Annotated in this window: 11 protein-coding genes; 5 read left to right on the top strand and 6 right to left on the bottom strand. The window is 73.5% G+C overall.

From position 1 onward, the window contains the following. The first annotated feature begins 158 nt into the window (after positions 1 to 158). Complete coding sequence (locus tag CBQ26_RS04300) at positions 159 to 10,010, top strand: translocation/assembly module TamB domain-containing protein (RefSeq protein WP_244897981.1); 9,852 nt, start codon at positions 159 to 161, stop codon at positions 10,008 to 10,010. Positions 10,011 to 10,216: 206 nt separating this feature from the next. On the opposite strand, the gene CBQ26_RS04295 is transcribed toward CBQ26_RS04300, so the two are convergent. Together CBQ26_RS04295 and CBQ26_RS04290 are read right to left on the bottom strand one after the other, a co-directional pair. After that, on the bottom strand, positions 10,217 to 10,672 hold the full coding sequence (locus tag CBQ26_RS04295) for a hypothetical protein (RefSeq protein ID WP_172417912.1): 456 nt from the start codon (positions 10,670 to 10,672) through the stop codon (positions 10,217 to 10,219). Positions 10,673 to 10,721: 49 nt separating this feature from the next. Continuing rightward, on the bottom strand, positions 10,722 to 12,845 hold the full coding sequence (locus tag CBQ26_RS04290) for an ABC-F family ATP-binding cassette domain-containing protein (RefSeq protein ID WP_229844244.1): 2,124 nt from the start codon (positions 12,843 to 12,845) through the stop codon (positions 10,722 to 10,724). A 127-nt stretch (positions 12,846 to 12,972) separates the two neighbouring features. On the opposite strand from CBQ26_RS04290, the gene CBQ26_RS04285 reads away from it, so the two are divergent. Genes CBQ26_RS04285 through CBQ26_RS04275 form a run of 3 tightly spaced genes read left to right on the top strand, consistent with a single transcriptional unit; the run spans position 12,973 to position 15,007 of the window. Then, entirely contained in the window at positions 12,973 to 13,362 is a 390-nt protein-coding gene (locus CBQ26_RS04285) for a hypothetical protein (protein WP_088247325.1), read from the top strand. Between the two features lie 57 nt (positions 13,363 to 13,419). Then, positions 13,420 to 14,361 (top strand): oxygen-dependent tRNA uridine(34) hydroxylase TrhO, encoded by a 942-nt coding sequence (trhO, locus tag CBQ26_RS04280; RefSeq protein WP_088247324.1) that lies wholly within the window; start codon positions 13,420 to 13,422, stop codon positions 14,359 to 14,361. Positions 14,362 to 14,386: 25 nt separating this feature from the next. Continuing rightward, on the top strand, positions 14,387 to 15,007 hold the full coding sequence (locus CBQ26_RS04275) for a DUF305 domain-containing protein (protein ID WP_229844245.1): 621 nt from the start codon (positions 14,387 to 14,389) through the stop codon (positions 15,005 to 15,007). Between the two features lie 447 nt (positions 15,008 to 15,454). On the opposite strand, the gene CBQ26_RS04270 is transcribed toward CBQ26_RS04275, so the two are convergent. Then, complete coding sequence (locus CBQ26_RS04270) at positions 15,455 to 16,498, bottom strand: hypothetical protein (protein ID WP_088247323.1); 1,044 nt, start codon at positions 16,496 to 16,498, stop codon at positions 15,455 to 15,457. A gap of 85 nt (positions 16,499 to 16,583) precedes the next feature. On the opposite strand from CBQ26_RS04270, the gene CBQ26_RS04265 reads away from it, so the two are divergent. Then, on the top strand, positions 16,584 to 17,615 hold the full coding sequence (locus CBQ26_RS04265; protein WP_088247322.1) for a hypothetical protein: 1,032 nt from the start codon (positions 16,584 to 16,586) through the stop codon (positions 17,613 to 17,615). 80 nt (positions 17,616 to 17,695) lie between these two features. On the opposite strand, the gene CBQ26_RS04260 is transcribed toward CBQ26_RS04265, so the two are convergent. The 3 genes from CBQ26_RS04260 to CBQ26_RS04250 form a co-directional block, all read right to left on the bottom strand. Next, positions 17,696 to 20,839 (bottom strand): DEAD/DEAH box helicase, encoded by a 3,144-nt coding sequence (locus CBQ26_RS04260; RefSeq protein WP_088247321.1) that lies wholly within the window; start codon positions 20,837 to 20,839, stop codon positions 17,696 to 17,698. Positions 20,840 to 20,902: 63 nt separating this feature from the next. Then, entirely contained in the window at positions 20,903 to 21,274 is a 372-nt protein-coding gene (locus CBQ26_RS04255) for an MliC family protein (RefSeq protein WP_172417911.1), read from the bottom strand. A gap of 131 nt (positions 21,275 to 21,405) precedes the next feature. Then, complete coding sequence (locus tag CBQ26_RS04250; protein WP_088247319.1) at positions 21,406 to 22,200, bottom strand: FAD binding domain-containing protein; 795 nt, start codon at positions 22,198 to 22,200, stop codon at positions 21,406 to 21,408. Positions 22,201 to 22,292: the final 92 nt, after the last annotated feature.

Raw genomic sequence — 22,292 nt, 5'->3', positions numbered from 1 at the left:
GCGCGCCGCAAGGGTGGCTTTCTGACGGTTGCGTGAGGATGGAGTGGGTGCGGCGTTCACGCCCGGCTGCGTAGAATGCGGGGAATGCGGCTGGAAGCGACGATGGGTGTGAAGGTGGGGGCAGGCGCGTCGTCCGGCGGGCGTGGCCGGGTCCGTCCGTGACGGGTGAGGACCGGCGAGCGGAGGACCTGACCGGACCGGAGGAACCGACCCCCGGCGGCCCGCCGCCCACCCGCCGCCGCTGGCCGTGGGTGCTGGGCGTGCTGGGCGCGCTGCTGCTGGTCGCGGCGTTCCTGCCGGCCCTGCTGGGCGGCGCGCTGCTGTCCCGGTTCGGTGGGGACGTGATCTCGGCCGACCGGGTGGGCGGGCCGCTGTGGGCGCCGACGCTGGGCGGCGCGCAGGTGAAGCTGCCGGGCGTGACGGGCCGCGCCGGTTCGGTGGGCGTGACGGTCGCGTCGGTCGATCCGTTCGCGCGGACGGTGCGGCTGAACGTGTCGGCGCGCGGCGCGGACGTGCGCCTGAACCTCGCGGACCTGCTGGGCGGTCCGGGTGGCGGCGGGGGCGGCGGCGGCTGGAAGGTCGTGCTGGCCGGCGTGGACGTGCAGGACTCGCAGGTGTCGGTGGACGGCCGCGGCATCAACGTGCCGGACGGCCGGTTCCGGGTCACGCAGGAGCAGGGGCGGACGCGGCTGCGCGGCGCGACCGGCGAGGGCGAACTGAACGCCGACCTGCGCGTGACCGAGGGGCCGGACGGCAACGTGTTCACGGTGGACCTCGACGCGGACGCGCGGGTCCTGAACCACTACTGGCCGGGCGTGACGGGCGGCCGGATCAGTGGGCAGTACGTGCTGGGCAGCGGGCCGGTGCGCGGTGACCTGAAGGTCACGGACGCCAGCCTGCGCGTGCCGGAGGCGGACTTCGTGACCGTGACCGGCATCGCCGGGACCGCCACGCACCGGGGCGACGACATCCGCCTGCAACTGGCGGGACGCGGCTGGAACGGCCCGGTCACCGCGACGGGCGGCGTGGACCTGAAGGCGCAGAACTGGCAGGTCACGGCGGACGCCGCGCCGACCGTGGCGGGACTGGCCGGGGCGCTCGGCACGACCGGGGACGGCGCGCTGAAGTTGCGGGTCACGGCGGGCGGCTGGAGTACCGTGCGCGTGAAGGCTTTCGCGCAGGGAGCGGGGACGGTCGCCGGGGTGGGCTTCCGCGACGCGAACGCCGAGTACACCTTCCTCAGCGAGGACGGGAACGTGGCGACGCAGACGAACGATCTGGCGTTCAGCGCCGTGACCTCGCTGGCCGGGTCGGATCAGCGGCTGGAAGGGCGCTGGGCGCTGGGCCGCGCGGGTCGCGCCTCGCTGGCCGGGGCGTTCGGGCAGAAACCCCTGAACGTGGACGCCACCATCGACGCGCGCAACGTCCTGACCCTGAGCGGCGAGGGGCTGGGCGGCCCGCTGTCCGGCACGCTGGCCCTGAGCGGCGTGAAACTGAACGCCGTGCTGAACCCCACCTACGGCGCCGTGCAGGCGCGGGTGGCGGTCAGCGGCACGCCGGACGACCTGCGGGCGACCGTCAGCGGCGCGCAGGCCGGGCCGTTCACGGGCCTGTCCGGCAGCGGCGCGCTGGACAACCGGGGCCTGCGGGTGGACCTGGGCGCGGCGCGCATCGACCTGAACCGCGAGTTCCGGGGAACGTGGCAGGCGCAGGGCCTGAGCGGCTCGGGGATCATCCTGAGTGGGCGCGGGCGGCTGGACCTGACGGGCGGCGACGTGACCGGGCAGCTGGAGGCGACCGTGCCGGGCGTGCGCGATACACTGGCCGGGCCGCTGAACCTGAACTACACCCGGCAGCGCGGCACCTTCCGCAGCGGCGCGCAGGTCCTGACCTGGAACGGGGACAGTTTCGGCGTGCAGGCGCGCAATCTGGCCGTGACCGGCGGCCTGGACCTGAGCGGCGACGTGACCGTGACCACCGCCCTGAAGGCCTTCGGGACGCTGCGGGCGACCGGGGCGGGCGTGAACCTGACCGCCACGGCGCGCGGCACGTCCGCCAGCCTGCGCGGCTCGGCGGGCGGCGTGACCGTGCTGGCCGACACGCAGCTTCAGGCGCCGTACCTGACGACGGCGCGGGTGCAGGGCGCAGACATCGGCGGTGTCCTGAGCGTGGACGACGGCGTGCGCTTCACGCTGACGACCGCCGGGGACACGGCGCGCGGCGTGATCGACGGGGACCGCTGGGACGCCACGGGCCGCGTGAACCTCGCGGCGCTGCGCCCCCTGGTGAACGTGGACGGCCTGAGCGGCACGCTGGACCTGAATCTGGCCGGGCAGGGCGGCTCGGCGCGCGTGAATGCCGGGGCGCTGGGCGCGGCCGTGACCGGCACCCTGACCCGCGCGGGCGGCCCGCTGAACGCCGACCTGCGGGTCGCGTACGCGGGCGCGCAGGCGGCGCTGTCGGGCCGGGTGTACCCGGACGTGCAGGCGCGGGGCCGCGTGAGCGCGCAGGGGCAGACCCTGAGCCTCGGCGTGGCCGGGGGGTACGGGGACCTGCGGGCGCGCGTGACCGGACAGACCGGTCCGCTGTCGTTCGGCGGCGTGACGCTGCCCGCGCAGCGCGTGAACCTGAGCGGCACCCTGACCCCCCGCCTGACCGCCAGCGGCACCTGGGGGGACCTGAACGCCACGTACGACGCGGCGACCGGACTGGCCCGCGTGACCGGCGCGCAGGCGCTGACGGCCTTCGGGCAGGCGGGGCGCGTGCAGGGCCGCGCGACCTGGGGTCCCGGTCCCGGCGGCACGTTCCGGGGCGCGGTGGCCGCCAGCGGCGTGCTCGACCAGTACGCCGTGACCCTGAACGGCCCCTGGGACGACCTGAACCTGCTGCTGACCGACGGCGAGGGCCTGCGCGCGCGCGGCACCGCCTCGCTGCCGGCCGGCCGCTACGACGTGGACGTGAGCGGCCCGCTGGGCGGCGGCCTGTTCGTGGACGGGAACGTGCAGGGTACCGGCCTGGAACCGCGCGGGAACGTGACTGTGACCGACGCGCAGGGCGGGCGGGCGCAGGTACAGCTACAGGGCTTCGACAATCTGAACGTGCAGGCGCAGGGCCTGACGCTGGGCGGCCAGACCCTGCGCGGCGACCTGAGCGCCGTGAACGGCGTGCTGAACGGCACCCTGAAGGCCGGACCGCTGGACGTCCGCGCCGTGAACGGGCAGTTGCGGGTCAGCGGGGAACTGGCCGGGCAGACGGTCCTGGCGACCGGGAAGGTCACGCTGCCCGCCACGCTGGAGAACCTGAACCTGCGCGTGACCGGGCCGTACTTCACGGCGCGGGCCGGTGGGGGCGTGGCGGACCTGCGCGGCACCCTGACCCTGAACGCCCAGTCGTACGGCTCGGGGGGGGCGACCCTGAGCGTCCCAGCGCAGTCGTTCCCGCTGACCGGCTCGCTGACCGGGGCGCGCGTGAGCGTGGGCGGCCTGACCTACCGGAGCGGCGCGTGGTCCGGTGCGCTGGGCGCCCGTTACGCACTGGGCGGGCAGCCGGGCACGCTGCGGGTGCTGGGCGAGGACACGCGCCTGAGCGTCGCCCCGACCGGGCCGGTGACAGGCCGCGTGACGGTCCTCCCGGCGCTGGGCGGCGCGGTCAGCGCGGACCTGACGGCCGTGCGGGCGCTGCTGCCCGCCGCCGTGCGCGCGCAGGTCGTGGCGGGGCGGCTCACGGCCAGCCTCTCCCCCACCGGCGCGGTGCTGGGCACCACCGGCACCCGTTACCTGGGTGACCCGCTGGACCTGAACGCCCGCGTGGACTGGGCGGGCGGCCTGCGCGCCAGCGGCACCCTGACGCACCCCGGCACGCGCCTTCCGGTGCGCTTCGACGGGCGGGCGCTGACCGTGAGCGGCGCGGCGCTGGACGCGCGGGTGCTGACGCCCGTGCTGGCGGGCGCGTCGGGCCGCGCGACCCTGACCCTGTCCCTGCCGGACCTGACCGGTCCCGACCCGCTGGCCCGCGCCAGCGGCCGCGCCGACGTGGACGTGCGCGCACCGGGCAACCCGCCCCAGCGGGCGCAGGGCCGCGTGACGCTCTCACGCGGGCAGCTGTCCGCGAACCTGAGCAGTTCGCTGGCCGGCTCCGCCCTGACGCTGCGCGGGCCGCTGTACCCGCAGGCGAACGCGACCCTGACCCTGGATGGCCTGCGCGCCGCCCTGACCGGCCGCGCCGACACGGCCCTGGACCTGCGCGTGGCCGGCACGTACCAGGGGCGCGAGGTGGACCTGAACGCCGCCGCCCGCGACCTGCGCGGCGCGGCGAACGTGACCCTGACCGGCACGGTGTCCGGCGCGGCCCTGAACCTGCGCGGCCAGCAGGGCAGCGGCGCGGGCCTGAACGCGTGGCGCGTGGCCGGCAGCCTGAGCGCCGCCGACCTGCGCCCCCTGGCGGGCGTGGACGGCCGCGCGCGCGCCTCGCTGGACGGCACGCTGGCGGACCTGCGCGTGCAGGCGGACGGCGAGGCGGCGGGCGTGACCTTCCGCGTGCCGGCCCGTTACGCGCAGGGGCGCCTGAGCGTCAGCGGGGCCGACCTGACGCTGGCGCAGGGCCGCGCCCGTCTGGGCGGCACGCTGCTGCCCACCCTGAACCTGAGCGCGAAGGCCACCCTGACCGACTGGCTGCCCGGCACGTACACTGCGCAGCTGCTGGGCACACCAGCCCGGCCGGACCTGCGCGTGCAGGGCCGCCTGAGCGGGGACGCGGCCGGTCTGCGCGCCGCCGGGTCGCAGGTGCAGGCGCGGCTGTTCGGGCCGGACTACCGCGCGTCGTTCAGCGGGAACGCGGTCCGGGGCGACCTGCGCGGCCGGCTGGGCGGCCCGCTGGGGGGTCTGCTGAACGCCGCGCTGACCCTGAACACCACCTACTTGGCCGGCACGAACGAACTGCGCCTGAACGGCCCGGTCGGCTGGCGCAGCGGCCGGGGCTTCACGGGGAACCTGCGGGTGCAGGGCGACGTGCCCGGCGGCCCACTGGACGCCTTCCTGGACGGCGACGCGGCCGGGCAACTGCGGGTCACGGCGCTGCTGGGCACCGGGGCGCGGCAGGCCCGCCTGACCGGGCTGCTGCCGGCCGACCTGCCGCTGCGGCCCGGCGGCACCCTGGACCTGCAACGGCTGGACCTGGGGGCGCTGTGGGGCCGCGCGGAGCAGCTGAGCGTCACGGGCCGCGCGGCGCTGGGCGGCGGGTCCTGGGCGGACCTGACTGCCACCCTGAACGGCGACCTGCTCGACACGGGCGGCGACCTGAGCGGCCAGCTCGGTGTTACGTACCGCGCCGGGAACGGCAGCGTGCGCCTGAACGGCGAGCGCGTGTCGGGCGGCGCGGTGCTGGAGGGCGGCGCGTACCGCGTGACGCTGCGCGCCGGGACCACGCAGGCCCCGCTGCGGCTGGCGCGGCTGCTGCCGCCCGGCCTGGGCGTGAACGCCCTGACGGCCACCGGCACCCTGGACGCACGCGGCACCCTGAGCGGCGGTCCCGCCGAGGTCACGGCCCGGAATCTCGCGCTTCGGGGCGAGCAGGCGCAGGGCGGACCGTTCAGCCTGTACGGCCGGGCCACGTACCGGCCCGGCAGTGGGCAGCTGGACGCGGACCTGAGCGGCAGCCTGCGCGGCGGCGTGCTGCGGGCCAGCGGGGCGCTGCCCGGCGGGCTGCGCGTCACGGCGCGGGACGTGGACACCGCGTACCTGAACGCCGTCTCGCTGGGACGCGGCGAGCTGGGCGCGGACCTCACGCTGCGCGGGGCCGTGACCGACCCGGCCGCGCAGGGCACCCTGACCCTGCGGACCGACACCCTCGACGGGCGCGTGACCGTGGCGGGCCGGGCGGCCTCGCCCAGCCTGAATGCCCGCGTGGACCTGCGCGGCGGCGCCTCGGGCACCGTGTACGCCGAGGCGCGCGACCTGAACCTCGCGGCCGGGCGGGTGCGGGCGCGGGTGTACGGCACGGTGACGTCCGGCGGCAGCCGCGCGGACCTGGACCTGAGCGGCGTGTGGCCGGACCTGTCGGGCCGCGTGCAGGCACGGGTGGCGGGCCTGCCGGACCCGCTGGTCCTGAGCGGCGACGGGCGCGGCGGGTTCGCGCTGGGGGCCGGCCGGCTCGGGCGCGCGGACCTGACGCTCTCGGGCGGCAGCGGTTTCGTGCCGGCGCTGCGCGGCACCCTGGCCCTGACGCCGCTGCCGCTGCTGGGCGGCGCGGGCGACCTGACGCTGCGCGGCACGCTGGGCGGCACGGTCGCCGCGCCCACCGTCGCCGCGACCGTGCAGTCGCGCGGCGCGTCGGCGGGCGGCGTGACCCTCGCCGACCTGGGCGGCACCCTGAGCGCCACGCTGGATGGCCTGCGCGGCACGCTCACGCAGGCCGCCCCGGCGGGCGGCGAGGCCACCGTCGCCACCCTGGACGGTTCCGTCCTGACCCTGGCCGGGCTGCGCGCCTCGGCGGCGGGCAGTGACCTGAACATGAGCGGCACGGCCCGGCTGGACGGCCGCGCGGACCTGACCGTCAGGGCCGCCGGCACCCTGAACGGGCAGGTGCAGGCCACGTACGCGGCGCGGGCCCTGACCCTCAGCGGCGCGCTGGGCGGCCCGCAGTCGCTGCGCGCGGCGCTGGACCTGCGCGCCGACCCCACCACCGGCTGGCACGGCACCGCCCGCCTGACCGGGGGACCAGCCGGGGTCCTGACCCGCCCGCTCGTCCTGACGGCCGGGGGCCGTTTCGCCTCGCCGCTCGTGCAGGGCGAGGGTGGCCTGCTGGGCGCGGGGGTGCGCGTGGTCGCCTCGGCGCAGGGCGCGCAGCTGCGACTGGTGGACGGTGCGGGCGCGCGGGCCAGCGGCGTGATCGAATTGCGCCCGCGCGGCGGCGTGTGGACGCTGCTGGGCGCGGCCAGCCTGACCCGCCCGGAACTGTCCCTGAGCGTCACGCCCAGCGGGCCGGTCACGGACCCGCAGGCGACCCTCAGCGTGCGGCGCGGCGAGTGGCGCGCCTCGGGCGTGGTGGGCCTGAACGCGGCGGACCTGACCGTCTCGGACGGCCTGAAGGACGGCGCGCTGCGCTGGCGGGACGCCGGGCTGGAAGCGGACCTGCCGGGCCTGAACCTGGGCCGGCTGGGCGTGCGCGGCGTGGGCGGCCTGCTGACCGCGTCCGGGCGCGTGCAGACCGGCACGCTGGACGGGCAGGCGCAGCTGAACGTGACGGACCTGAGCAGCCCGTACCGCGTGCCGTACCTGGACCTGCCGCTCGCCGGGAACCTGAACGCCGCCGTGACCCTGCGCGGCGGGCGGGCGCAGGTGAGCGGCGCGGCCGACCTGCCGGCCGGCACCCTGACCTTCACGGCCGCGCAGGGCGGGCAGGACTGGACCGGGCAACTGGCGGGCACGCTGCGGGCCGGGCCGGGGTCCATCGGACTGGATGTCCGCGCGGACGCCGCCGGCCTGACCGGACAGGTCAGCGCCGACCGGTACCCGCTGGACATCGCCGGGCAGGCCCTGACGCTCGGCGGGACGCTGCGCCTGGACGGGCAGACGTTCCGCGCGGACCTGCGCGGCGTGAACGCCATGGGCGAGGCGGCCGTGACCGCCAGCGGCGGCCTGGGTGACCTGCTGCCGGCGCTGGAAGGCCCGCTGGCAGTGCGTTCCACCGGGGACGGGTACTCGGTGCGGGCGCTGCTGGACAACGTGGAGATCCGCAACCTGAAGATCGCCCCGGACCTGTCCGGCCGGGTGAGCGGCGAGGCGAACCTGCGCGACGGGGGCGGCACCTTCGTGATCCGCAGCGATACCCTGAAGGTCGGTCCGAAGGTGCTGCCCGCCCGCCTGGAAGGCACGCAGGTGGCGGGCGACTGGCGGATTCGCGGCTTCCTGGGCGAGTCGGACTTCACGGCGGGCCTGGGCGGCGGCGAGGTGTTCGGGCAGGGCACCCTGCGCGCCCTGCCGGTCGGGGCGGTCGTGGGGGCCTTCGCGGGCACCAGTCCCGGCGAGGGCGTCGTGACCGGCGCGGCCCGCTTCCGCTTCCCGCTGGCGGACCCGCTGGCCGGGCGGGTCAGCGTGGTCGCCGAACGCATCCGCGTGAGCGCCACGAGCGGCGAGGGCGAATCGGCCGTCACGGAAACCCTGACCGGAACCGGCACGCTGGAGTACGCGGCCCGCGAGTTGCGCGGCGTGAACATCCAGCTGGCCGGGGCCGGCACCTGGGACGTGCGCGGACAGTACACCCGTGAGCGCGTGGACCTGAGCGCGCAGTTCACGGACACCACCTTCACGCCGGCCCTGGTGCTGATTCCCAGTGTCGCGGCCCTCGACCCGAACCTGAAGGGCAGCCTGACCGTCAGCGCCGCCGGCACGTACGAGCGGCCGCGCGGCCTGATCCGCGCGCAGAACCTGACGGGCGCCGTGGCGGGCCTGAGCGTGCAGGTGCCGCAGTTCGCCGGGGACCTGCCGGACAGCGGCGCGTTCAGCGGGGGCGGCACCGTCCGGACCGGCGGCACGGTCGGCTCGGACGGCCGCGTGACGCTGGCCGGTCAGCTCACGCTGGGCCGCCTGAGCGGCACGCGCGTGGACTTCACGGGCCTGCTGGCCCCGCAGGTGCTGGGCGCGCTGCCCGACACGACCGTCACGCTGGCCCAGCAGGAGGACCGCTGGACCCTGAGTGGCCTGAGCCGCAGCAACGCCGCCGCGAGCGGCCCCGGCACCCTGACGCTCAGCGGGGACCTCGCACCCCGCTGGGACCTGACGCTCACGGCCCGCAACTACAACCTGCCGCTGGCGATCATCTACGGCCGCGAGAGCGCCGTGAACGCCGACCTGCGCGCCGTGGACGACGGCACGAACATCCGCGTGAGCGGCGCGGCGGACTTCACGCGCCTGATCCTGGGCCGCGTGAACGCTCCGGCCACCCTGCCCGCCCCCGGTCAGGCCGGTCCCGCCGACGACGGGAACGGACGCACCACCGACAACTTCGTCAGTCCGCTGCCCGAGGCCCTCACGACCTTCCCCGCGCCGGTCACGGACGCGCAGGAACGCCCGGCGCGGCCCTTCCTGGAACGGCTGTTGCTGGACGACATTCCCATCCGCGCGCCGAACGGTATCCGCATCGACGAGAACCTCGTGCGGGCCGAATTCACCGGCAACCTGCTCGTGTCGGGCAGCGGCGCCCGCCCGCGCCTGACCGGCGAACTGCGCTCGCAGCGCGGCTTCGTGTACCTGCGCGAGAACGAGTTCACGCTGAACGACAGCGTCGTCACGTTCGGCGGCGAGAACCTGTACCCGAAATTCGACGTCGGCGCCTCGGGCCTCGTGACGGCCACCCCGGCCGGCGCGGACAGCCTGCGCCAGCGGGTACCGGTCACGCTGAACCTGAAGGGCGAGTTCACGACCCGCACGGACGGCAGCAACGTCCTGGACCTGACGACCACGCTGCGCTGCACGCAGGACAGCCCGGACTGCGCCGACCCGACCACCGGCGCCCCCTACAGCGAGGCGGAACTGTACGCGCTGGTGGCGACGGGCGTGCCGAACCTGACGAACCTGAACCTGGGTGCGCTGGGCAGCAGCGCCCTGCAGACCACCCTGAACGTGTTCATCCTGGGCGAACTGGAACGCACCCTCGCCACCGCCTTCGGGCTGGACGTGTTCCGCCTGACGCCGCAACTGTCGAACGCGGACGGCACGCTGGGCGCCACCATCACGCTCGGGTCGTACCTGACGCGGGACCTGTACCTGCAGTATCAGGTGGACCTGAACGGCAACGGCCTGATCGACGCGGCGTACAGCACCCCGGACAACCGCTTCACGTTCCGGGTCACGACGCCCCTGAACGGCCTGAACCTGCAGTCCATCCGCCCCAGCTTCAAGGCCGGGTACAACCTGAACACCCGCACGAACGTCAGCCTGGGCCTGGAAAGCGGCGACGCGGACCGCGGCACCAAATTCCGTTTCGGCGTCACCTACCGCATCGGGGGCCGCTGACCCCTGGGCGGCAGGCAGCGCGGAGGGCCGCCCGGTCTGCACCTGGGCGGCCCTCTGTGTTGCCGTGGGGTCATACGAATTCCGTTTGTTTCGCCGACAATCCGGAAGTTCACCGGATTGCCAGCTCCACGTCCGGAACCCGTTTCTTTCCTACTCGCTTCGCTCGGATTGAACGGGCTTTGCAGCCCATTCAAACGGAATCCGTATCAGCGGCTGGTGGTGATGTTCGCGCGGGGTTCCAGGGCGTAGAAGGCCACGACGGCGACCAGCGTGCCCACCCAGCCGGGCGCGCTGCCCAGTTCCAGGTCGAAGGGGCGGCCCAGGACGGTGCTGCCCAGCTGGCCGGTCAGGCGTTCGCCGTTCTGCTGCGCGACGACGTTCCAGCCGATGATGGGTTCGCCCATGAAGCCCGTGACGCGGTCCACGCCACGCAGCGTGAGTTTCTGCGCGCCGACGTTGCCGCGCAGTTCGCCGTCGTCGAGTTCGATCTTGACGGGGTCCGCGCCGACGCTGCCCTGCACGCCACGTTCGGTGATTTCGAGGTTGATGTCCTTGCCGTGCAGTTTGCCGCCTGCGCGGCCCCGGATGCTGTCGCCGTCGATGGTGCAGCGGATGTCGTACCCGTCCGCGCCACCGAGGCGTCCCTTGATGAGGTCTTCCATGCGCGGAAGTATAGCGGGGTCCGGCATGAGGCGTGCCCGGACCGCCCGGTCAGGTCGGGCGGATCAGGCCCAGCCGCTCGAAGTACGCGCGGCGCGTGAGGACGGGGCCATCCTCGCCGAGCTGCACGCGGCCCGCATTCCAGCGTTCGAACAGGACGCGCAGGGTGCCGCCCAGCAGCGCCGCGCCGAACCAGGGGGGCGGCGTGCCGTTCCAGCGCAGGGTGTGACCGTCCCAGGCGAGGTGCGGGCAGGTGGGGTCCTGCGCCGCCCAGAACATGCCGCCCCCCTCGCCCGGCGCGTCCCCGAGGCGCTGGGCGCGCACGGTCAGGGGCGGCTCGCGGACCTGGGTGTCGTACTGCGCCTCGTGCCAGACCTGGGCGTACAGGGCGTACAGGTTCTGTTGCAGTTCGTGCGCCTGGGCGCGCAGGCGGGCTTCCTCGCGGCCGGTCAGGGTGCCGGGCGGGCGGTCCAGTTCGGCGCGCAGGCGGCCCAGTTGAGCTTCCAGCGGCGCGAGACGCTGCCGGGGGGTGGGCGCGGGCGGCGGTGGCGGCGGGTCGCCCTGTAGGGTGGCGGCCGGGTCGCAGTACTCGCGGCTGCCCCAGCCACTCACCTCGCGCAGCGCGGCGTCCTCGATCACCCACAACCTCGTAGCGACCTCCCGCGCGAAGCGGCGGTCGTGCGTGACGATCACGACCGCGCCCGCGTACGCTTGCACCGCGCCCTCCAGGGCCAGCAGCGCCTCGACGTCCAGGTGGTTGGTGGGTTCGTCCAGCAGCAGCAGGTCGGCGCGCAGGCCGCTCACGAGCGCCAGTCCGGCGCGGGCGCGTTCCCCGCCGGACAGCACCTCGGGCGTCTTGGGCCAGTCGGCCGCACCGAAGCCCGCGCGGCCCAGCAGGGTGGTCGCCTGCCGCCCGAACCGCCGTTCGAACTGCGCGTGCAGGCCCTCGCCGGGCGTCAGGCCATGCCAGGTCTGGTCGAGGCTGGCGACCGTCACGCCTCCCGCCACGCGCAGCAGCGGCTCGGGCAGCGGCAGGCCCGTGTCCGGGTCGCGGCCCGGCGGATCCGGGTGCAGCTCGCCGGACAGCAGGCGCATCAGGGTGGTCTTGCCGGTGCCGTTGGCGCCCATCAGGGCCACGCGGTCCCCCTGCCGCAGCCGGAAGGCCGCGCCGTGCAGGACAGGCCGCCCGGCGTACCCCTTGCTCAGGTGCTCGCCCCACGCGACCAGCGGCGCCTTTGCCGTGCCGGCCAGCAGGCGCATCCGGATCTGCCGTTCCGGCAGGGGCGCCTCGGGCACCGCGACCCGTTCGGCGCGGCTCTTCAGGGCGCGCGAGCGGCGGCCCCAGCGGTCCAGGGTGTCCACGCTGCCCGCCAGCCGCCCGGCTTCCCGTTCGCCCAGCCGGGCCGCGCGGGACTGCGTGCGCCGCTCCAGGTCCCGCTGCGCCCGCGCGCGCGAGTACCCGCCCGCGTACGGGGTCGCCTCGCCCGCGTCCAGCCACACGCTGCGGGTCGCCACGCCGTCCAGGAAGTCGCGGTCGTGACTGGTCAGCAGCACCCCGCCCCGGAAGTCCCGCAGCCAGCCCTCCAGCCACTCGCGCATGCGGATATCCAGGTGGTTGGTGGGTTCGTCCAGCACCAGCAGGTCCGGCTCCCTGGCCAGGGCCAGCGCCAGCGCCAGCCGGGTGCGTTCCCCGCCGGACAGGGTGGCCGCCTCGCGCCCCAGGAAGCGCGTGAGGTCCAGCATGCCCAGCACCCGCGCCGCCCGCGCCGGCCAGCGGAAGGCGTCCAGGTCGTCCAGGCGGGCGTGCAGCGCCGTCCAGCGGTCCAGGGTGTCCGGGTCGCCCAGGTCCGCCTCCAGCGCCAGCAGGTCGGCCTCCAGCTCCCGGTACGGGTGCGCGGCGTCCAGCAGGGCGCGCACGCTCAGGCCCGGCGGGTGCGCGTGATGCTGCGCCAGCACCGCCACCCTCAGGCCGTCCTGCCGCCAGACTTCCCCGTCGTCCGGGGCGCGCTCGCCGGTCAGGACGCGCAGCAGCGTCGTCTTGCCCGCCCCGTTGCGGCCCAGCAGCGCCACGCGCTCACCGGCCGTCACGCTCAGGTCCACGCCGGCCAGCACGGCCCGCTCGCCGTACACGACGCTCAGGCCGGACGCGGTGATCAGGGTGGAGGGCGCAGACACGCCCGCAAGGCTAGCAGAGGCCCGCGCCCCGCGACTCCGCCAGAAAGCGCATTCCGGCCCCCGCCGCCCCGCTGACGTCCGGTCACATGCGGCAACGCCGCGCGCCGCGCCCCGGTACGCTCGGGACATGACCGACCGCCTGCTGGACACCGACCTGCCCGCCGAATCCCCGGCCGAGGCCGCCGCCATCCGGAACGGCTGGACCGTCACGACCCTGATCCTGGGCGCGCTGCTGCTGACCTCGCTGGTCGGCGTACTGGCGGCCCTGTTCTCCGGGCAGGGCGGCGGGGGTCAGATCCGGCTGCTGCTGGAAGCGGCGCTGTGCTGGAACGTGTACCGGGGGCGCGGCTGGGCGCGCGCGCTGCTGGTGCTGCTGCTGATCGTGAACGCCGCGCTGCTCCTGAGCGCCGGGAACCCGTTCAGCACCGTCCTGGGGGCCGCGCCGCTGCTGGGGGCCGCCGCGCTGTGCTTCGTTCCGCAGGTGAACGCCTACTTCCGCTACGCCTCCAAGATGTGACGGGAACCGTGAGGCGCGGCCCCCGGCTGCCAGCAGCTGCTCGGTATCATGCGGGGGATGTCTGCGCCCCACCCTGCCCCTTCCCTGCCCGACGTTCCCTCCGATCCGGCTGCCCGGCCTGCCTTCGTGGTCGCGGCGCTGTACCAGTTCCGGGCGGTGGCCGACCCGGCGGGTCTGCGCGGGCGGCTGCTGGCGCACGGTGAGGCCGGGGGCCTGTGCGGCACGCTGATCGTGGCGTCCGAGGGGATCAACGGAACGGTCGCCGGGAGCCGCGCGGGCATCGACGCGCTGCGGGCCGCGCTGCACGCCGAGGGGTTCACGGGTCTGGAGTACAAGGAGTCCGGCGCGTCGGCGCAGCCGTTCCGGCGCTTCAAGGTGCGCGTGAAGGCCGAGATCGTGACGATGGGTGTGCCGGTCGAACCGACCCGCGAGGCCGGGCAGTACGTGGCCCCGCAGGACTGGAACGCCCTGATCAGCGCGCCGGACGTGGTCGTGATCGACACCCGCAACCGTTACGAGGTGAAGGCCGGGACGTTCCGGGGCGCGCTGGACCCTGGGATCGATTCGTTCCGGGAGTTCCCGGCGTGGCTGGACGCGCACGCCGCCGAGCTGGAAGGCAAGCGCGTGGCGATGTTCTGCACCGGGGGTATCCGCTGCGAGAAGAGCACCAGCCTGCTGCGCCAGCGCGGGTACGCGGACGTGTTCCACCTGCAGGGCGGCATCCTGCAGTACCTGGAGGACGTGCCCGAGGAGGACAGCCGCTGGGACGGCGAGTGCTTCGTGTTCGACGGCCGCGTGACCGTCGGGCACGGCCTGCGCGAGGGCGGGGCGGTGATGTGCCACTCGTGCGGGTGGCCGCTGGACGAGCAGGAACGCGCGGACGCGCTGTTCGAGGAGGGCGTCAGCTGCCGCCACTGCCACGCGCAGACCACGCCGGAGCAGAAGGCGGCGTTCCGGGCGCGGCAACGGCACTTCGAGCGGCAGGCGGCCAGCCCGTGAAGGGCCACCCCATGAAGGCCACGCGGTGAGGCGGGCGGCAGCGGGCGTGCTGGCGGCGCTGCTGCTGGGCGGCGGGGCGCTGCTGGCCCTCACCCCCCGGCAGCCTTCGCCCGGCCCGCAGAGTACCGAAGCGACGTTCGTGCGCGGCATGATCCCCCACCACGCCCAGGCGGTCACGACGGCGCAGGCCCTGCGGCGGCGTTCCGGGGACCGCACGCTGCGCTCGGTGGCGCTGGAGATCGAACTGGGGCAGCAGGAACAGATCCGGCAGATGCAGGGCTGGCTGCGCCTGTGGACCCTGCCGCCCGTGGACCCGGCCGCGCCCCTGCCGGCCGCTCACGCCCGCCTGATGGGCATGGCGTCCCCCGCCGAACTGAATGCCCTGAACACCCGCCCCGTCCCGGAGGCCGAGGCGCTGTTCCTGCAACTGATGATCCGCCACCACCAGGGCGCGCTGGTCATGGCGCGCCCCGCGCTGGAGGCCGGCGTGCATCCGCAGGTGGGCCTGCTGGCGCGGCAGATCACGGCCACGCAACGCGGCGAGATCACCACCCTGAGCGCCCTGCTGCGGCGGCGCGCCCAGACCCCGCTATCACCCCCGCCGGGCCTGGACCCCGGCAGCCCGGCGCCCACGCACCACCACTGATACGGACTTCGATTGAATGGGCTGTAAAGTCCGCCGGGTCCGAACGAAGCGACTCGTAGAGCTGCCCCGCAGAGTGGGAGCAGCACGCCCCTCCGGACGTGGAGCCGGCAGGGGCGGTGAAGTTCCGGATTGCCAGCGAAACAAACGGCAGTCCGTATGAGCAATGGTGCGGACAGGTTCATCCCTTCAGGTCAGACCAGCGATGACCACGCCGTGTTTGCCCCTCCCCCTTGAGGGGGGAGGCCGGGAGGGGGTGAGCAGGCATGGCGTGACAGAAGACGTTCCCCATGCTTGTCGCATCTGGCGCTTGAACAGTGTCCGCACCATTGATGAGACGGACTTCGATTGAATGGGCTGCGAAGTCCGTTCAATCCGAGCGGATGCGACTCGTAGAGCTGCCCCGCAGAGCAGGAGAGAAACGGACTGCCGCCTCCTTCCTGCCCGGCGCTATTCCTCCAGCGCCTGCGGGGGCAGCGGCGCGGGGAACACCAGGGCACTCAGGGCCACGCCGCCCAGGCCGGTCATGACGGCCACGCCCAGCCACAGCTCCAGGCTCAGGTTGCTCAGGCCCAGGCGCACGGCCCCGCCCAGGTACGGCACCCACACGCACAGCGGCAACAGGAACGCGAACGCCCGAAGCGGCCACACCCGCGCGGCGCCGGGACGCAGCAGGGCGTGCAGCGCGTCGGCCAGCAGGCCGCTGAACGCCGCGAGCAGCGGCACGCGCCACTCGCCGGGCGCGAGCATGAAACTCATGCCCAGGTTCGTCACGAAGTACATGACGCTGACTGCCCCGAACGGCAGCGCGAAGCGGCGCAGGATCAGCAGGACCGGCGCGGTCATGATCAGGGCCGTGAGCAGAACGGCGCTCAGTTCGCCGCGCGTCTGCACCCAGCCCAGGCCCTGCGGGACGGTCATCAGGCCCCACATGTACATGTGCATGAACGCCGTGGCGGCCAGCAGGGACGTGCCGGACAGCGCCGCCACCCACCGCACGCCGCCCGCTGCCGTGCGCCCGGCCGGGGACCGCCACGCGGCGTTCAGGGGGGAGGCGACGATCAGGACCGCGCCCGCGAACAGCAGCAGGTGCGTGGGCGACAGCAGCGCCTCGATGCCCACCTCGATCCCGAAAGCCGTGTGCCAGATCATGTCCCCCAGGCCGCCCAGCCCGAACAGTGGTACGCCCAGCGCCGCCAGGTGGTAGCCGTCCGGGAACGCCGCCAGACCGCGCCTCCCCTGCCGCCACCCGACCGAGGCCAGCCGCAGGCACCAGCCCGCCACGGCCAGGAAGCCGCTGTAGAACAGCGCGTGCCAGGGCGTGAAGAACGTCTCCAGCGACTCGCCGAACTGGTTGTGCGCCCAGCCGTCCACGAAGATCCCGCCCAGCAGCCACCAGCCCAGCGCGATGGTCAGCAGGTTCTGCCGGGTCGAGGCGCGGTACGCGGCGCCGGACAGTCCGGCCTGCGGCAGCGGGGGCGAGACGGTGGTCATGCCCCAGTGTACCGGGGCGGCCGGTCGCCACGCCCGCCGGAACTGGCTATCGTGGGCGCATGATTCTCTTCTGTGCAGGTGTGCCGTGACCCGTTCTTCCTCCGCGCTGGAACCGGCCGCGCGGCCCGGCGCGAACGCGGCGCTGCTGGGCGGCGTGGCGTTCAGTTTCGTGTTCACGGGCCTGATCTGGTGGCTGGGCGGCCGTCTGGACAGCGTGACCCTGCTGCCGGACCAGGGGGCCGCGTGGTACCGCTGGAAACTGCCGGAACCCACCCTGGCGACCCGCCTGAGCGCCTGGGTGCCGTACCTGCTGCATCAGGTGGCGGTGTGGGCGCTGATCTGGGCGGCGCAGCGGCAGCGGCCCGCGTATACGGCGGGCCTGCACCGCTTCAACGTGCTGGCGCTGGCGGTGAACGCGGGCTTCATCCTGCTGCACCTGATCCAGACGCACGTGTTCTACGACGGGCTGGCGCAGGACGTGAGCATCTTCAGTTCGCAGGGGTCCGTGATCCTGCTGCTGGTGATGGTCCTGCTGATGGAAAGCCGCCGGCGTGGCCTGATCGCGGGCCGCAGCGCCGGCATTCCGCAGGTGGCGGTGGACGTCGTGCGGCGTTACCACGGGTACGTGTTCTCGTGGGCGATCATCTACACCTTCTGGTACCACCCGATGGTGTCCACGAGCGGGCACCTGATCGGGTTCGTGTACATGTTCCTGCTGATGACCCAGAGCAGCCTGTCCTTCACGCGCGCCCACCTGAACCGCGCCTGGACGGCCACGCTGGAGGTCGCGGTGCTGCTGCACGGCACGCTGGTCGCCGTGGGCCAGGGCAACGGCATCTGGCCGATGTTCGCCTTCGGATTCGGGGCGGTGTTCCTGGGTACGCAGATGTACGGTCTGGGCTGGCCGCGCTGGGCCCGCTGGAGTGCGGTGGCGGTGTTCGCCGCGCTGGTCGCGCTGGTGTACTCGGGGCGCGGCTGGGACCGCGCGAACGAGATCATCCGCATTCCTGTCATCGAGTACGGGCTGGTGTTCGTGCTCGCGTGGCTGATCGCGGGCGGCCACTGGCTGTGGCGGCGCCTGCGGCCAGCCGGAACGGGCGCGGCTACCCCCGGCTGACCGGAGGCTGCGCCCAGACAGAACAGGAGGCACCGGGACTGTGTTCCCCCGGTGCCTCCTGTTCCTGTCCCGGCGCGTCCCTACCCGAAGTACCCGAGCAGGTCGATCAGCGTGCGGGCGTAGTCGTTGGGTTTCAGGCCGCGCTTGTCGAGTTTCACGCTGGGCGGGAAGTTCACGACCTCGGTCTTGAAGGGGAAGGCGCGCAGGCCGGGGGCGTCGTAGTCCAGGGTCTTGTACGCGAAGGTGATCTGGATCTGGGTCATGGTCTCGCCGATGCTCAGGACGCGGCGGGCGGCGGCGGTCAGGCGCAGCTTGGCGAGGTCGATGAAGTTCTGCACTTCGGGGGTGGGCGGGCCGTACTTCTTGCGCAGGTCGCGTTCGACGCGGCTGATGGCCTGGAGGGTGCGGCTCTCGCTGAGGCGGCCGTAGGTGGCGATGCGGGCTTCCTCGTCACTCTGGCCGTCGGGGTTCACGAAGTACTCGGGCGACAGGCGCGCGTCGATGGGCAGGTCGATACTGATGGTGGCGGGCGCCTCGATCTTCTCGCCCTTGAGCTTGGCGACCGCCTCGGCCAGCAGTTCGGTGTACACGTCGATGGAGACGGCCTGTACGTGCCCGTGCTGTTCCTCGCCCAGGATGTTGCCCACGCCACGGATCTCCATGTCCTTCTCGGCGAGCAGGTGGCCCGAGCCGAGGTCCTGAAGGTCGGCGATCGCCCACAGGCGGCGCTGGGCGTTCTCGGTCATGCGCGGCGGGTAGAACAGGTACGCGTAGGCGGTCTGGGCGCGGCGACCCACGCGACCCCGCAGCTGGTACAGCTGGGCGAGGCCCAGGCGGTCGCTGCGTTCGATCAGGATGGTGTTCGCCTCGGGGATGTCCAGGCCGGTCTCGACGATGGTGGTGGCCAGCAGCACGTCGAAGGCGCCCTGCTCGAAGCCGAGCATGATTTCTTCGAGTTCTTCCTCGTTCATGCGGCCGTGCGCCACGCCGATGCGGGCCTCGGGCACGAGGTTGCGCAGGTACAGGCTGCGTGCGCCGATGCTGGCGATGCGGTCGTGGATGTAGAAGACCTTGCCGCCGCGTTCGATTTCCGTGAGGATCGCGTCGCGCACCGTGATCGGGTCGAAGGGCGCCAGGACGGTCTGGATGGGTTTGCGGCCCTTGGGGGGCGTCTGGATGCTGCTCATGTCGCGCAGGCCGACCATGCTCATGTACAGCGTGCGCGGGATGGGCGTGGCGGACAGGGCCAGGGTGTCCACGGCGCGGGCGTCCTCGGGGATGTCGATCTTGCCGTCCTTGGCGGTGGGCGGCAGGCCCCGCAGCGCGCGGAGTTTCTCCTTCTGGCCCACGCCGAAGCGGTGTTCCTCGTCGACGATGATCAGACCCAGGTCGCGGAACTGCACGTCGCCGCTCAGGAGACGGTGCGTGCCGATCAGGATGTCCACCTTGCCCTGGGCGGTGTCGGCCAGGATGCTGCGCGCCTGCTGGGGGGTGGTGAAGCGCGACAGGCCCTCCACGCGCACCGGCAGGCCCTTGAAGCGTTCCACGAAGGTGCTGGTGTGCTGCTCGGCCAGCAGCGTCGTGGGCACGAGGACCGCGACCTGCTTGCCGTGCCCGACGACGCGGTGCGCGGCGCGCAGGGCCACCTCGGTCTTGCCGAAGCCCACGTCGCCGGAGATGAGGCGGTCGGCGGGGTTGGCCTTCTCCAGGTCGCGCATGGTTTCTTTCAGCGCAGTGCGCTGATCGGCCGTCAGTTCGAACTTGAAGTTCGCCTCTACCTGCTCGTCCCATTCGGGCTGCGCCGGGAAGGCGTTGCCCGGCGTGACCTGCCGCGCCGCGTACTGCACGAGGAGCTTCGCGGCGACGGCCTCGGCGTTCTTGCGGGCCTTCTCCTTGGCTTTCGCCCAGTCCTTCTTGTCGAAGGAACTCAGGCTGGGTGGGTCGTCGGTGGTGCCGGGGTGACGGCGCAGGACCGGCAGTTGCTCGATGGGGACGCTCAGGCGCGCGCCGCCCCGGTAGGTCAGGTTCAGGTAGTCGCGGGTGACGCCCAGCACCTTGCGGGTCTCCAGGCCCTCGAACTGCCCGATGCCGTGCTCGGGGTGAATCAGGTAATCGCCGACGTGCAGGCCCAGCGCGTCCGTGACGGGTTTGCCGTTCAGGCGCTTGCCGCGCAGGGCGCTGCCGCCCTGGAAGCCGTAGATCAGGTCCTCGGTCAGCACGACGGTCCTGTGCTCGGGGATGACGAACCCGCCCTCCCCTGCCGCGCGCAGGAAGCCCAGGCCGCCCTCCTTCACGCGCGGAATCTTCAGCCACGGGATCTCGTGGGTGTTCAGCAGCTTGTCCGCCAGGTACGCGGCGGTGCGGTCGTGCCGCACGAGGATCATCACGCGGTAGTTGGCGTCACGCCACTCGTTCACGTCGCGTTCCAGGTCGCTCAGGCGCGCGCGGTAGAACGGCAGCGGCGTCAGGCCGGTATCGAGGTCCGGCAGGTCCAGCGGCGTCCGGCCGAAGCTGGTCACCTCACGCCCGGCGAGTTTCGGCCAGAAGGTGTCGATCAGCACGCCCAGCGCCGACGCGTAGAACTCCGGCGAGTCCAGGAACACCCGGCCCGGCAGCAACTCCAGGCGGGTGGCGTCCCACTTCACCTCCGTCAGGTAGTCGGCCGTGGGTTCCAGCGTGAAGCTCTGCGCCTTCTCGCCCGTCAGCGCGCCGGGCTTCAGGAAGCGCAGGGTGTCCAGCTCGTCCCCGAAGAACTCGGCGCGGACCCACAGCCCCTCCTCGGCCTCGGCGGGCAGGCCTGACCCGGCCGACAGGCGCAGTTCCAGCGTGTCGCCCTGGATCTCGAAACCCGGCTCCTCGCCGCGTTCATAGCCCAGGCGTTCCAGGCGGGAGAGCAGCGCCTCACGCGGGTAGCTGGCCCCCACCTTCAGGGTCAGGGCGTGATCCTCCGGACGGGACGGGAACAGGTCCAGCGCCGTGTTCACGTCCAGCACCACGTGCTCGTGCCGGGCGTCCCAGTCGCGCAGACCGGGGTTCACACTGACCGGCGCGCCCAGCACGCCCGCCGTGGCGTAACTGCCCAGCCGGTCCGGGGTGGTCAGCAGCACGGCCGGGCCGGGGAACGCCGCGAACAGCGCCGCCCGCGCCACCTGCGGCAGCAGCAGCAGGTTACCGGGCGGAGCAGCGGGCAGCAGTTTCGACAGGTTCGGCTCAGCAACAGTCACCGGAAGAGTGTACGCGCCCCCCGCACCGGAAACAGAGAGCGAAAAGACTTAGCGAAGGACCGCTCAGCGCCCCGGGGTCTTGCAGCCGGTCAGCAGGGTCTTGGTGGTCGTGGTGCTGTTCCCGACGAAGGTGCTGAGTTCCGCCTTGCCCTGGTGCTCCCACCACTGCAGGCCGCCGCGTGCGCCCGCCGGGCCGCTGAGGCTGGCGTAGCGGGCGCCGCTGGCGCTGATGGCCTGCGCCAGTCCGTGCCGCTGGCCTTTCCAGTCGAGCATGGCGAACATGGGCTGATCCCCGAACTGCACGTAGTACACCTTCAGGTTCTGCCCGCCCGTGCAGGCGTACTGGTAGACGCGGTAGTTCACCTGCACGGGCGGCGTGGCGGCCTGCGCGGTGCCGAGGATCAGGGTGGCGAGGGCCAGGGTCAGTCGGTTCATGCCCTCACGGTAGCCACGGGTCATGAACGCTCTGCGAGCAGGGCCTGAGACGGACTCCGCAGCGGCAGACACCCTGGAACGCGCAGCGGCACCCGGACATCCCGCCGAGTGCCGCTGCGTGGGGGGTTCCGTCAGCCGAGGCGTTCGATGGCGCGGGCGGCGAGGACGTCCACGAGGTGCGCGCGGTACTCGGCGCTGGCGAAGCGGTCGCCGAGCAGGTCGCCTGCGTCCACCAGTCCGGTGGGGATGGCCTGGGAGCCGTTCACGGCCGCCTCCAGCGCGGGGAGGCGGTGGGCGCGTTCGGCCGCGCCGGTGTACGCGGCGCGGACCGTTCCGTCGGCGTGCCGGGCGACGGCCAGTCCGACGACGGCGTAGTGGCTGGCGGGGTGGCGGAACTTCTCGTACGCGCTGGCCTGGATGGTGGCGGGAATGCGGATGTGGGTCAGGAGTTCGCCGCTCCTGACGGCACTCTCGAACATTCCGACGAACATGTCGTCGGCGTCCACGGTGCGTTCGCCGTCGGGGCCGCGAATGACGAACTGCACGCCCAGCGCCAGCGCGGCGGCGGGGTAGTCGGCGCTGGGGTCGGCGTGGGCCAGACTGCCGCCGATGGTGCCCCGGTTGCGGACCATCGGGTCACCGACCCAGCCGGCCACCTCGGGGAACAGGGGCAGGTCGCTGCGCAGCACCTCGGCGTGGGTGGTCATGGCGCCCACCACGAACCAGTCGCCGTCGCGCTGGATGCCTTTCATCTCCTGGATGCCCCAGATGTCCAGCAGGGCGGGCGGCTGCGCCAGCCGGAGTTTCATGGCGGGCAGCAGGCTGTGCCCCCCGGCGATGAGTTTCAGGTCGGGGTTCGCGGCGAGCGCGGCGATGGCCTGATCGACACTGTCGGCCTTCTGGTAGTCGAAGCTGGCTGGATACATGAATCCCTCCGGGATGGGGGTGATGGTTGAAAGGTGAGGGTTGATGGAGAAGGTTGGCGGTTGCTATCAACCATCAACCTTCACCTGTCAAC

This window comes from Deinococcus indicus (assembly GCF_002198095.1).
Classification (GTDB): Bacteria; Deinococcota; Deinococci; order Deinococcales; family Deinococcaceae; genus Deinococcus; species Deinococcus caeni.
Note: the sequence above shows the minus strand (reverse complement) of the source record. Positions and strands in the feature narration are given on the sequence as shown.

Bases quoted from the DNA above. Each gene is read 5' to 3' on its own strand.
- CBQ26_RS04295 (WP_172417912.1), bottom strand. From the start codon at position 10,672: ATGGAAGACCTCATCAAGGGACGCCTCGGTGGCGCGGACGGGTACGAC.
- CBQ26_RS04285 (WP_088247325.1), top strand. From the start codon at position 12,973: ATGACCGACCGCCTGCTGGACACCGACCTGCCCGCCGAATCCCCGGCC.
- trhO (WP_088247324.1), top strand. From the start codon at position 13,420: ATGTCTGCGCCCCACCCTGCCCCTTCCCTGCCCGACGTTCCCTCCGAT.
- CBQ26_RS04270 (WP_088247323.1), bottom strand. From the start codon at position 16,498: ATGACCACCGTCTCGCCCCCGCTGCCGCAGGCCGGACTGTCCGGCGCC.
- CBQ26_RS04255 (WP_172417911.1), bottom strand. From the start codon at position 21,274: ATGAACCGACTGACCCTGGCCCTCGCCACCCTGATCCTCGGCACCGCG.
- CBQ26_RS04250 (WP_088247319.1), bottom strand. From the start codon at position 22,200: ATGTATCCAGCCAGCTTCGACTACCAGAAGGCCGACAGTGTCGATCAG.